Annotated in this window: 7 protein-coding genes; all 7 read left to right on the forward strand. The window is 48.1% G+C overall.

Features of this window, described 5'->3' with window-relative positions:
- The 7 genes from ACO1R6_RS19400 (at position 1) to ACO1R6_RS19430 (ending at position 13,947) form a co-directional block, all read left to right on the forward strand.
- On the forward strand, positions 1-1,260 hold the full coding sequence (locus ACO1R6_RS19400; RefSeq protein ID WP_486266751.1) for a sugar MFS transporter: 1,260 nt from the start codon (positions 1-3) through the stop codon (positions 1,258-1,260).
- A 76-nt stretch (positions 1,261-1,336) separates the two neighbouring features.
- A complete protein-coding gene (locus tag ACO1R6_RS19405; protein WP_486266753.1) occupies positions 1,337-1,582 on the forward strand; it encodes a hypothetical protein in 246 nt (81 codons plus the stop codon).
- Positions 1,583-1,652: 70 nt separating this feature from the next.
- Complete coding sequence (locus tag ACO1R6_RS19410; protein ID WP_486266755.1) at positions 1,653-4,760, forward strand: SusC/RagA family TonB-linked outer membrane protein; 3,108 nt, start codon at positions 1,653-1,655, stop codon at positions 4,758-4,760.
- Between the two features lie 4 nt (positions 4,761-4,764).
- On the forward strand, positions 4,765-6,459 hold the full coding sequence (locus ACO1R6_RS19415) for a RagB/SusD family nutrient uptake outer membrane protein (protein ID WP_486266756.1): 1,695 nt from the start codon (positions 4,765-4,767) through the stop codon (positions 6,457-6,459).
- 158 nt (positions 6,460-6,617) lie between these two features.
- A complete protein-coding gene (locus tag ACO1R6_RS19420; protein ID WP_486266757.1) occupies positions 6,618-8,342 on the forward strand; it encodes an FAD-dependent oxidoreductase in 1,725 nt (574 codons plus the stop codon).
- A gap of 307 nt (positions 8,343-8,649) precedes the next feature.
- Positions 8,650-10,779, forward strand: a complete 2,130-nt coding sequence (locus ACO1R6_RS19425; protein ID WP_486266758.1) for a hypothetical protein — start codon at positions 8,650-8,652, stop codon at positions 10,777-10,779.
- Positions 10,780-10,839: 60 nt separating this feature from the next.
- A complete protein-coding gene (locus ACO1R6_RS19430; protein WP_486266759.1) occupies positions 10,840-13,947 on the forward strand; it encodes a PQQ-dependent sugar dehydrogenase in 3,108 nt (1,035 codons plus the stop codon).
- Positions 13,948-14,018: the final 71 nt, after the last annotated feature.

A 14,018-nucleotide genomic window follows, 5' to 3' on the forward strand; every position in this document is an offset into this window, starting at 1 on the left:
ATGGCAAATGCACCGCTGCAACCGGTAGTTCTGGCCGAACCCGCAGACCAAAAAAATACAAATTACACCCCGGCGCTGGTGGCGCTGGCGGTGTTGTATTTCATGAATGGGTTTATTACCTGCCTGAACGATACCCTGGTTCCTTTCTTTAAAAAAGGGTTTACCTTAACGTATTCCCAATCATCGCTCGTGCAGTTTTACTTTTTCCTGACGTATGGCCTGATGTCTTTTCCGGCTGGAAAAATTGTAGAGCGGATTGGCTATAAAAATGGCATGGTGCTGGGTTTTGCCATTGCCGCAGTGGGCGCATTATTATTTTTGCCGGCTTCATGGTTGCACCTGTACGAATTGTTTTTAGCGGCCTTGTTTATTCTGGCCATTGGTATTGTGGTATTACAAGTGGCCTCCAATCCTTACATTACCGTTTTGGGTCCGGCCCGGACCGCCTCTTCGCGGTTAACTTTAATTCAGGCGGTGGGTTCAATTGGCACTACGGCGGCGCCGTTGTTTGGTGCACATTTTATTTTGTCCCGGCTTTCTGAGTCGGCTTCATCCAGCCAGGCTTTGCAGTATCCGTACATTGGCATTGCGCTGATGCTCATTGCTATTGCCGTGGTGGTTTATAAATTAAAGCTACCGGTCGTAACCGCGGCCGCTCCGGCTAAAAATAATGCGGCTCCCACCGACCAAAAAAGTATCTTCTCTTTCCGGAATCTGAATTTTGGTACTTGGGCAATATTTGCCTTTGTGGGCGCCGAAGTTTCGATAGGAACCTTCCTGACGAATTACATCTCTGATACGCTGCAGGTGCCGGAAGAACAGGCAAACACTTACGTGGCTTTTTATTGGGGAAGTATGCTGGTGGGACGTTTAATTGGCGCTTATTTACTTAAAATTTTACGTCCGGCTTCTGTGCTGGCGGCTTGCGCGGTAATGGCTATAACTTTGGTAATCATTTCCATAAATGCTACCGGTTATGTGGCCATCTGGTCGATGATTGCGGTTGGGTTTTGCAATTCCGTTATGTTTGCGATTATCTTTTCTTTGTCGGTAAACGGCTTAGGCCGGTTCACAACCCAGGCATCCGGCATTTTATCTACAGCTATTGTGGGTGGGGCCGTTATCTCGTATGGCCAGGGTTTATTAAAAGACCATGCTACCTGGGCAATTGCTTTTATGGTACCGGTTGCCTGTTACATGTATATTTTATTTTTCAGCCTGAACGGGTATAAATCGAGATATAACAGCGATGGCGCTTAAATAATGGGGGCTAAATCCGGCAGACATTACTAAGCCAGATCAGTTGGTTAAAAAAACCTTTTGGCATTAATAAATATTGTCGAAAGGAGGAGCTGGGAAATTATATCGCAATATTTGGTTGCTAGATGGTATTTTGATGCTGGCTAATATTAACCGCTATTCCGGTACCGATTTTATGTTGGAAGCTGTTTCGTATTTCGGTTTTAAAAAGAATCGGGCGCTATTGGTGTTATCACCACCAATTCTAAAGCTTTTGCCAGACTTATGCGCTGGTGAAAACAAACACAATGGTTGCGATTTCAGCCATTTTATAAGAGGCTAAACCGCTTCTTGCATATAGATTCTTTAGTAAAAATATTTTACACCTTTTATAACCATTAATCCCTAAAACAATGCCTAAATCATTTACTCAAAGGTGGTTACTGAGTTGGCTGCTCGTAATCATGCTTATTATTTGCCAGGGAGCTACGGCCGTGGGGCAAAGCCAGACCATTAGGGGTAGGGTTACCGATGCCAATGGCGCGGCCTTACCCGGTGTAACTGTGTTGCAAAAAGGTACGGCAAATGGCGCTGCCACCGATACCGAAGGGCGTTTCCAGATGGCGGTAAGCCAGGCTAACGCTACCTTGGTATTTACCTTTGTGGGCTTCGAAACGAAAGAAGTAACGGCCAGTGGCGCCACTGAATTAAAAGTTGTTTTACAGGAATCTTCCAAAGCCCTGAGCGAAGTAGTAGTGGTGGGGTATGGTACCCAAAAGAAAGTAAACTTAACTGGTTCGGTAGCAGTGGTAGACGGCGAAGCCCTAACCAAACGCCAGGTAGCTTCTACCTCTTTGGCGCTGCAAGGTGCGGCACCCGGCGTTACGGTAACGCAGCAATCGGGGGTACCGGGCGGCGATGCCGGGGCTATCCGGATTCGGGGTATTGGTTCGATTAATGCCGGTTCTAACCCGCTGGTATTAGTTGATAACGTAGAAATGAGCTTAGATGCCATCGACCCCAATAATATCGAAAGTATTTCGGTGTTAAAAGATGCCTCGGCGGCCGCTATTTACGGTTCGCGGGCTGCTAACGGAGTAATATTAGTTACTACCAAGCGCGGTAAGCAAGGCATAAATATTAGCTATAACGCTTACCTGGCCAAACAAACGCCAACCGATATGCCCGAAAAGGTAAATGCCCTGGAGCACATGCGTTACTGGGATATTGCCCAGGCCAATAGCGGCTTACAGCCGGCATTTACGCAGCAAATTGCGGCTTACGAGGCCTCGGGACCCGATAATTTTACCCGTTTTAATACCGATTGGCAAGATCTGGTATTAACCAACAATGGGATGATGCAAAACCACAACCTGAATGTTTCGGCGGGAACCGACCGGGTGAAAATTTTTGCCTCCGGCACTTTTCTGGACCAGAATGGTTTAACAGCCAACACCGATTACCAACGCACCGACTTGCGCTTTAATACCGACGTGGCCGTAAGCAAAAAATTATCGGCTTCTATGGATTTGGTTCTAAACCGGTCTAACCGCTTGTGGCCGGGCCAATCTAACCCAACCGCCATTATCCGGTATATGCTGGGTTTGCCAGCCATTGTGCCGGGCCGTTACAATACCGGCGAGTGGGGCGAAGGGTGGTCGAATGCTAACCCGGCGGCCCAGGCCGAGGATGGCGGTTTTAGCCGCAGCATTACCGATTCCCGGATTATTAAAGGTACTTTAACGTACAAGCCCATCGAAGGCTTAGAAATATTAGGTACGTATAGCGCTAATTATTATACCGGTCATTTGCGCCAGTTTACCGACCAGTATCAGATTTATAATGCCGAGCCCAGCAACAATACCCTGGTATTTGCCCGGCCCTGGCCTGCGTTAAATTCCCTGACCGAAAACACTTCTGAAAATTATCAGAATTTATTCCGGGCGCAGGCTACTTACACCAAAGCCCTGCAAAAACATAACTTTACCGTATTGGGTGGTTTTAGTACCGAAGATTTCCGCTCTACCAATATTAATGTGTCGCGGCAAAATTTATTATCGCCCGACCGGCCTTACCTGGATAGCGGCGACCCCAACGGGCAAACCTTGAGCGGCGGCGAAAACCGGTACGCAATGGTTTCGGCGTACGGCCGCCTGAACTATAATTTCGACGAAAAATATTTGTTGGAGTTAAACGGTCGCTGGGATGCTTCGTCCCGGTTCCGCGAAAATAACTGGTGGGCTTTGTTCCCGAGCTTATCGGTGGGCTGGCGCTTATCGCAGGAAAATTTCTGGAGCGGCATTGCCAATATTGTAAACGATGCCAAAATCCGCGGTTCTTATGGTTCTTTGGGTAACCAGGCCATTGCCCGGGGCGGTGCCCAGGATTATTATCCTACCTATTCCTTGTTCCAATCGGGCGCGGCCTATAATTATTATTTCAACAATGCCGTTAACGCCGGCTACGCTTTAACGGTGGCCGCTAACCCCGAAATAAAATGGGAAACTTCTAAAGTATTGGATGTGGGTGCCGACCTGGCTTTTCTGAACAACCGCTTAACCCTTACCGCTGATTATTTCCGGCGCGAAATTGTAGATATGCTGCAAGTGGTGCCCATTCCGAGTTACGTGGGCCTGACCGCACCGTTTGTAAACGTAGGCATCATGCGCAACACAGGCTGGGAATTATCGGCAGGCTGGCGCGATAAAATAAATGATTTTAATTACCAGGTACAGGTAAACGTATCGGATGTTAAAAACAAAATTATTGATAACGGCGGCACCGACCAGATTAGCGGTTCTAAAATTACCCGCGAAGGCTACGCTTATAACTCTTACTACGGCTACATTGCCGATGGCTTGTTCCAGAGCAACGAAGAAGTAAAAGAATTCAACGCCCTCGATGGCAACCCGGCTACGCCATACCTGGCCGCCAACTCTGCGGCCGGAGATATTAAATACCGCGACGTAAGCGGACCAAACGGGGTGCCCGATGGTAGAATAGACGAAAAAGACCGGGTTATTTTGGGTAATAATTTCCCGCGTTACGAGTACAGCTTAAACCTGGGAGCACAGTGGAAAGGCTTAGACCTGACGGCTTTCTTCCAGGGCGTAGGTAAACGCGATAATTATTTGTCCGGTACCGGCTCACAGCCTTTTTACTCGGCCAGTTTCCAGGGTACCATGTTTAAATACCAGGAAGATTTCTGGTCACCCGAAAACACCGGTGCCGCTTACCCGCGCCTGACGAACAACAGTATCCCGAATAATTATTATGCCTCTTCTTACTGGATTAAATCCAGCGCTTATCTCCGCCTGAAAAACCTGGTATTGGGCTATACTTTACCTACCAGCCTGGCAAGTAAAGTAAAACTAAAATCGGCCCGGATTTATGTAAGCGGTCAGAATTTAGTTACCTGGGATAAGTTCTTCCCCGGCTTCGACCCCGAACAAATTGATACCGGCGGCGAGTTCTACCCCATCATGAAAACTTATACCCTGGGCATTAATATTAATTTATAAAATAATGAAACGTAAAATTGTATATATAGCTTCTTTATGCCTGGCCTTAACAGTAGTGCCGGGGTGTAAAGATTACCTGGCCGAAGCACCTTTAGATGCCCCGGCTACCGGCGAGTTTTTTAACAACGAAACCGAAATGAACGGCGGCTTAAACGCCGTTTATAAATCGGTTTATTGGAACACCGGTAACACGGCTTACCAGTCGATGATGGATGGTTGGACCGATATTGCTTTGATGCGGGCTGTAGACTTAGGCGAAGGTAACTTTGATACCTTCAACGGACAGGCAGCCAGTATCTGGCGTTTGGCTTACACCACCATTCAGCGGGCCAATACCATGATCGAAGGCATGGAAAAAGGCAAAGATAAAGTTTCGGCAGCCAACTATAACCGCATGCAGGCCGAAGCACGGGTACTCCGGGCCTGGGCTTACCACTATCTGGTTTTTATGTTCGGCGATGCGCCTTTAATTACCAAACCTTTGGTGCCCAGCGAATTTTATACCCAGGTGCGTGCGCCCAAAGCCGATATTATTAAATTTATTTACGACGAATTAGATGCCGCTAGCCAGGTATTGGCCTGGGCGCCTACCCAACGCGGCCGCGTAAGCAAAGCCATTGCGTTGGGTATTAAAGCCCGCACGGCTTTGTACAACAAAGAATATCCGTTGGCGGCCGAAAGCGCAAAGCAAATAATAGACAATGCAGGCTTAGGCTTAAATCCTAAATTCCAGGATTTGTTTACCAAAGCCGGGCAGGAACCCAATGCCGGTAAAGAAATTATGTGGGAAATTTTGTATACCAACGCCGATGCACCTAACCAGAACTGGGTGCCATTGGGTAGTATTTCCCGCGCCGCCGGCGGGCAGTCGGGCCGGTTCCCGCAACAGCGCCTCGTAGATATGTTTGAAGCGCGCGATGGCAAACGCATCGACGAATCGGCGGTTTACAACCCTAACAACCCGCGCGTAAACCGCGATCGGCGCTTAAAATATACTGTAGCCATGCCGGGCGATACCATCAGCATGAATTTAAATACCCTGGTGTACGATGTTTATAAAAATACCACCTCGTTCCGGAACGCCGATGGTACCTGGACCACCAAAGCCAATGCCGATTTTGACAATGCTTTTGGTCCGGCTAAAAGTGGGGTAGGCTTGCTGCACGCCAAGTACACCCAAACCAACGAAAATGCCTTTGCCGCTTACGTAAACTTTATTTTAATGCGTTACGCCGAAATATTGCTTACCTACGCCGAGGCCAAAATAGAGCAAAACCAAATAGATGCCTCGGTGGTTCAGGCCATTAACCTGGTGCGCCGCCGGGCCGGGCAACCCGAAGTAGAAGCAACCATCCAAACCAGCCAGGATAAATTGCGCCAGCTTATCCGGCGCGAGCGCGTAGCCGAGTTAGCCATGGAAGGTTTCCGGTGGTTTGATGTCCGGCGCTGGGGAATTGCCGAAGTAGTAATGCCGCAACAGGTAATGGGTATTGCCAAAAGCCCAACGGCCATGCCGCCAACGCCTAACTTTAAATTAACGCCGGTACACGATTTAAATAATATTCCAAATTATAACGGGCAGGAAAGTTTGCGTTTTACCCGCGAACAACGCTTCTGGTACCCTAAACTGGAATTGTTGCCGGTGCCGCAAACCGAAAGAGATATTAATACCAACCTGAGCCAGAATCCGGGTTGGTAAGCACTTAAAATTTTTGAATAATGCCTGCGCCCCGGTTTAAAACGGTGGCGCAGGTATATTTTTTTCTTAATCGGAACCAGATTCTTTTATTACTTACCAAAGCAATCTGATATTGCCAAAAATTACCAACTAAAAGTAGCTTATAATTTAACGTATAAATGAAGCGTAGAAATTTTATTCAACTCTTATCGGCAGGCAGCGGCGCTGTTGCTTCGGCCGGTTTAATTAGCTTGCCGGGTACGGCGCAGGCTGCCGCCGGAAGTTTTAGCGCTAAAAAAAGCCGTCAGGAGTATGCCGCCGATGTAGTAGTTGCCGGCGGTGGCCTGGGTGGGTGTGCTGCCGCTTTGGGGGCCTTGCGGAATAATTTAACCGTAATCTTAACCGAAGAAACCGATTGGATTGGTGGCCAGATTACCCAGCAAGGTGTACCGCCCGATGAGCACATGTGGATAGAAACCCACGGAGCTACCAAACTTTACCGTGATTTCCGGACAGCCGTGCGGGAATATTATATCCGGAATTATCCTTTAACCGAAGCTGCTAAAAGCCGCAAAAATTTAAACCCCGGCGACGGAACCGTTTCTAAACTTTGCCACGAGCCCCGTGTGGCGCTGGCGGTTTTACACCAAATGCTGGCCCCTTACATTAGTGCTAAAAAGTTAACCTTGTTGCTGGAGCACAAAGTGGTAAGCGCCGATGTTACCGGGAATAAAGTACGCGCATTAAAAGCCGTAGACCAGCGTAGCGGCCACGAAGCCGTACTTACCGCCCCGTATTTTGTGGATGCTACCGAACTTGGTGATTTATTGCCTTTAACCGGCACTGAGTTTGTAACCGGAGCCGAGTCGCGCCAGGAAACCGGTGAGCTGCACGCGCCGGAAAAAGCGGCCCCGGATAACCACCAGGCTTTTACGGTTTGTTATGCCATAGATTACGTGCCCGGAGCCAACAACATTATCGATAAACCCAAAGAATATAATTTCTGGCGGGATTTTACCCCTAAAATGAAAACACCTTGGGCTGGTAAATTATTAGACCTGGATTATTCTGACCCCAGAACTTTAAAACCTAAAAACCTTGGGTTTCACCCGCTGGGCGAAAAAACCGGCGATATGTTAAACCTCTGGAACTACCGCCGCATTATTAACAAAGATAATTTTACACCTGGTTTTTATCCCGGCGATATTACCATTGTAAACTGGCCGCAAAACGATTATTTTCTGGGCAACTTAACCAGCGGCGAGAAAGAATTTAAAAAACACGTAGATCGCGCCAAACAGTTAAGTTTATCGCTGCTGTATTGGCTACAGACCGAGGCCCCACGTCCGGACGGCAAACAAGGCTGGGCCGGGTTACGGTTACGGAATGATATCATGGGCACCGCCGACGGACTGGCCAAATATCCGTACGTACGCGAAGCGCGCCGCATTAAAGCCTTATTTACCGTAAAAGAAGAACACGTAGGCGCCGAAAACCGGGCTTTAATTACCGGTAAAAAAACCGGCAATACTGCCCCGGATTTCTACGACAGCGTAGGCGTGGGGTATTACCACATCGACCTGCACCCCAGCAGTGGCGGCGATAATTATATAGATTTTGGTTCTTTGCCTTTCCAGATTCCGTTAGGGGCCTTAATTCCCCAGCGCATGGAAAATATATTGCCCGCGAATAAAAATATTGGTACTACCCACCTGAGCAATGGTTGTTACCGGTTGCACCCGGTAGAGTGGAGCATCGGCGAATCGGTGGGCATGCTGGTGAGCTATGCGCTGGATAAAAAAGTAATACCACGGGCCGTGCGCGAGCAAAAATCCATGCTCGAAGATTTCCAGCGTCTGGTGCGGTCGCAGGGCATTGAAACCCACTGGCCCGAAAAAAATTAGATAAGCGCCTGCTTGGATTAAATGCCTGCCGGGAAAAACATCCGGCCCGGGTAGCCATGAATGCCATTTTTACAACACAAAATAAGTACTTTTTGTAAGGGTGTTCCGGCTAATAAATTTCCAAATAACAGGTGTTGGGTTTAATTGCCGGCACCCGCGGCTGTACAAACCATTATTTGCTTTAAATATTTAAGTAACAGGATAAAATAACCCTACACTACTTATTTATGCATAGAACTAAAAGCGAATATTTTAAAAACTTATTACTTCTTACTTAAAACTGACCACTTACTTACTTCCAGATAACATGCGTTCAGGGTATATTAAAATTTTCCTGTTATTAGTTCTTCTTAGTTTTTATGGACGCCCGGCGGTAGCTAAGACCGGCGACGAAATTATTATTTGCGCTGAAGGTAAAAATGATATTACGGCTATTCTGGAGGCAAATAATTATACGTATAAATTGTATGCTAATCCGTTGGAGGCCGTTAAAGCAGCAAAAAAAGGAAGTGGCGTATTGTTTCTGGCTGGCGGGTATCCTGAGAAAAAAGTAAGTTTGCCCGACCAAGTATGGGCGCAAGCCAACCGCAAAAAATTAAAGTTGTATGTAGAGTATCCGGCTACTACCCCTAAATTGCCCGTTACCGATTCTTTATTGCATACCCAACTGGAGCGGGGCATTATTACCACCCGTAAAATAAAAGGAGCCGATTCGCTGAGCTTGATTGGCATTCATAACAGCTCGGTGGTAAAAGCAAACAGTAAGCAGGCTTTATTGGTAGTGGGCAAAGTAGCCGGTTTTGATAAGGCGCAGTACGGTATTTCTGACGTAGAAACGTACCCGTTGTTATTTGTGCATAACAACACCTTGGTAGCTACCACTAAATTAAGCAATTCTATTACCGGCCGTTTTGGCCCGATGGATCATTTACGCCCCATTTGGGAGCATATTTTCTCGTGGCTGGCCCCAACTACGCCATGGAACTTTAAAAATTGGCCGCTGCAAGTGGCGCCCATGTTTAATGCCCAGGAAAAACTGCCCGCCAATGCTACCCAGCAGGCCATGAAAAAAGGAGTAGACTGGTTTTATAACGGCCGCTTTTTTGTGCATCCTACCTGGGAAGCCCTGTTTCTGAAAAGACAAGGCAATGGCTTGGATGTGGCCGGGCCGCCCATGGATTTATCTTTACCGTCCGGCGACGGTTCTTTGGGCGTACTGGAAGGGCATCTATCGCGTATTCAGGCCGATGGTTCGCAAATATACCGTTACTGGATGCGCGCCGATTGTAATGCCGAGGTAGCCTTTGCCTTAACCACCGTAAACGATCCTAGCCGTAAAAACAACGAAGTAGCTGCCAACTTACTCGATTATATTTTTAAGACATCTAATTTACGCGCTGGTAGTCGCAACGACAAAAACAGTGTTTCTTATGGCCTGGTGGGCTGGGCTACTACCCACCCGCACGTGTATTACGGCGACGACAATGCCCGCGTAATCTTAGGTGCCATGGGGGCTGCTGCGGGCTTAAAAGACAATCGCTGGAACCAATATATTGCCGAAGCTATTTTGGGTAACTTCCGGACTACCGGTAAAAATGGTTTCCGGGGGCCACGCCTCGACGATACAAAAATAAATAAGCAAGGACTGAAAGCCGTGCAGGAAGGAACGGTTATTAATCCGCATCCGCATTTTGAAGCCTGGATGTGGGCTTGTTACTTGTGGTTATACGATAAAACCGGCTACAAACCATTGCTCGACCAGGCCAAAAAGGCCATTGCCATTACCATGGAAAAATATCCGGATTGGAAATGGACCAACGGTATTCAGCAGGAAAGAGCCCGCATGATATTGCCGCTAGCCTGGTTGGTACGGGTAGAAGATACGCCCCAACACCGGCAGTGGCTGGCTACTGTGGCCGATCGGTTACTTCAGAATTTAGATGCATCCGGAGCTATCCGGGAAGAATTAGGCGCGGCGGGTTCGGGACAGTACGGCGCTACTAAAACCAATGCGGCTTACGGTAAGCACGAAGCACCCTTAATTGCCGAAAACGGCGACGAAGTAGCCGATATGTTATACACCACCAACTTTGCTTTTTTTGCTTTAAACGAAGCTGCCACCGCCACCAACGATAAAAAGTACCACGATGCGGTAAGTAAAATTGCGGATTTTCTGGTGCGCATACAGGTGCAAAGTAAAACCCACCCCGATCTGGATGGTGCCTGGTTCCGGGCTTTTGACTACAAACGCTGGGAATATTGGGCTTCTAACGCCGATGCGGGCTGGGGCGCCTGGGGTACCTTAACCGGCTGGACCCAAAGCTGGATTGTAAGCACACTGGCCATGAAAGACCAACAGAAAAGCCTCTGGGAAATAACCCAACATTCAACCATCAAGCAAGAAGCTTTACCGGCTATTAAAACCATGCTAAAGTAAAAGTCTGTTCTGTTGCTGCCGGTTTCTAGCATTACTGGTCTGGTTTATTATTTTTGCGAAATGAGAATAAGTTTATTATTGCTGTTGGTTGTTGCGTTTTTAACTACCTGCACTTCCGGAAACACTTTACGGAACGTAAACACCAAAGCACCGGCTACCCGGGTTTTAATTTATTATAATGCCGTAGCCCCGGAGCAGGAAAGCGAGTTGCAGGAAATAGCGGCCAAGGCGCGTTGGCAGCTGAATAAAGCCAACGACGTAAGTTATTTGGCGGAAGATTCTTTGGCCAACTACAGCAGTATTGTACTTTCTTTTTCGGCGATATCTACCCTTAACCACAAAGCCATTACTTCTTTAAAACGCTACCTGGAGGCCGGTGGGGGTGTGGTGGCCATTAAAGATACGGTTCACGCCCAAACCGGTTGGCCCTGGCTGGCTTCCTGGAATACTTTTGCAACGGGCCAGGAGTTGCGCCAGGATAACGGCAACGTGCAACTGCTGCCGCAACCGTTTACCTCTGCGCAGTTACAAAAAGCCATAACTTACACGGCAAATAAAAACGCCCGCCCGGATTACCGCCAAGCCACTACTTTACCGGTGCCCGATGCCAGCCGCTATACCTACACCGTTTTAAGCCAGGGCATGGACGAGCCGAACCAAATGGCCATTTTACCTAATTACGATGTATTATTTGTAGAGCGGAAAGGTGGGGTTAAGTTGTATGTAGCCGCTACCAAAGAAACCAAAACCATTGCCAATTTTAATGTATTCAGTGGCATCGAAGACGGATTGCTGGGCGTAACGCTCGACCCGAATTACGCCCAGAATAACTGGGTATATTTTTACTATGCCGTAGCCGGCGAGAAAGCCGTTAACCGGTTGTCGCGTATGGAATTGCGCAACGGCAATTTAATCCGCGAATCCGAAAAAATATTACTCGAAATTCCAACCCAAAGGCAGTATTGCTGCCACATGGCCGGTTACCTGGCTTTTGGCCCCGATGGTTTATTGTATTTATCGACCGGCGATAACACCAACGCCGAAGATACAGAAGGCTATATTCCGATTGATGAACGCCTGGGCCGGCAACTGGCCGACGACCAGGCAACGGCCGCCAATACGAATGATTTACGCGGTAAAATATTGCGCATTAAACCCGAGCCCGACGGCACGTATTCTATTCCGGCCGGCAATTTATTTCCGGTAGGCACGCCCAAAACCCGTCCCGAAATATATACCATGGGCCACCGCAACCCGTACCGCTTTTCCATAGACCCGAAAAATGGTTACGTATACTGGGGCGACATTGGGCCCGATACCAAAGTGCCAGCATCGGAAGGAACTTTAAGTTTCGACGAAATAAACCAGGCACGTAAACCCGGTTTTTTTGGCTGGCCTTATTTTTTGGGCAACAACGAGGTGTTTCCGTACTACGATTACGCCACCAAAAAAATCCGTCCCACGGTTTTCGACCCCAAAAAGCCGCTGAATAATTCGCCGAATAATACCGGTTTGCGTGAGTTGCCTCCGGCCCAGCCCGCTATGATTTGGTACGGCGATGGCGTTTCAAAAAAGTTTCCGTTGGTAGGCAAAGGCGGCGAAACCGCTATGGCCGGGCCGGTTTATTACAGCAGTTTGTTCGCGCAGGCCAAATACAAATTATCCGACTATTACAACGGCAAGCTGTTTATTTACGATTGGGTAAGACGCTGGTTTATGGCCGTTACCCTCGACGAGAATGATAATTATTTGCGCATGGAGCCTTTTCTGGACCACCTGACCTTTGTAGCGCCTACCGATATGCAGTTTGCGTCTGATGGTTCGATTTATATTCTGGAGTACGGCAGCAACTGGTTCGCGAAAAACGCCGATGCCCGCTTAATCCGGATAGAATACGCCGAAGGTAACCGCCGGCCGGTGGCCAATATTCAGGTAGATAAATTAAACGATGCCGTGCCTTTTAATGTAAGTTTGTCGGCGGCCGGCTCTAAAGATTACGACCCCAACGACCAATTGCAATTTAGCTGGCGTATAGATGGCCAGGAAATTACCGGCGAAAAACTTAACTACACCTTGCAAAAGCCCGGCGTGTACCCGGTAACCTTAACCGTAAAAGACAACCACGGCGAAAGCAACACGGCCACCGTGCAACTAAAAGCCGGCAATGCCCCGCCAGAAATTCAAATGGCCACTACCGCTAACCAAACTTTTTACTGGGATAACACCAAACTCGATTATAAAGTAAAAGTAAGCGATGTAGAAGATAAAAATATCGACCCCAAACGCGTACAGGTAACTTTTAATTTTATGCCGCGGGGCAAAGATATTGCCGTGGCGCTTACCAACCCCCAGGGGCCGGGCAATATGCAATATCTAAAAGGCCAAACCTTGCTCGCCAATTTAGATTGTAAAGCGTGCCATGCCTTAGATAAAGCTTCGGTTGGGCCCAGCTATACCGCCGTAGCCGCCCGGTATGCCGGCAAAACCGGTGCCACGGCCCAACTGGCCCAGAAAATTATTAAAGGTGGCAGCGGCAATTGGGGCCAGCGTACCATGTCGGCCCACCCCGATTTATCGCCAAACGACGCGCAGGAAATTGTGCAATATATTTTATCTTTAAAAGAAACAGCCGCTACTTTGCCGTTGCAGGGCACCTTACCTTTAACAGCGCATGTGGGCAAAGGCAACGAAGGCTCGTACCTGTTACTCGCCAGCTATACCGATAACGGGGCCAACGGCATAGAACCTTTGCAGGCCCGCCGCCACTTTACCTTGCGCAACCCGCTGGTGCAGATAGAAGATTTCGACGAAGGCAACGTGCGCTTAGGCACCAACACCACGCAGTTTTTAACTTATGCTACCAATATTAAGCACAACAGTTTTGTTAAATTTAACCAACTGGATTTAGCCCAGGTCAAAAATTTGAAATACCGCGTTTTAACCAGCGGCGCAGGCGGCAAAATAGAGGTGCGATTAGGTAAACCCGATGGCACTTTGGTGAGTACCCTAACTATACCGGCCGGCAAGAAAACCGAATGGCATGAATTAACCGCCCCGCTTACCGGCCTGCAAAATGGCCCGCAAACTATTTACTTTGTGTTTGCCAATCCCGAAAACAAGCAGCAAAATTTATTTAACCTCGATTGGGTATATTTCTCGAATAAATAATAACTTTTCTGGTAATAAAACCCGGCAGCTCTACAAAACTGCCGGGTTTTCTTTTTTAAGGCTATTTCTTT

Source organism: Adhaeribacter sp. (assembly GCF_057359045.1).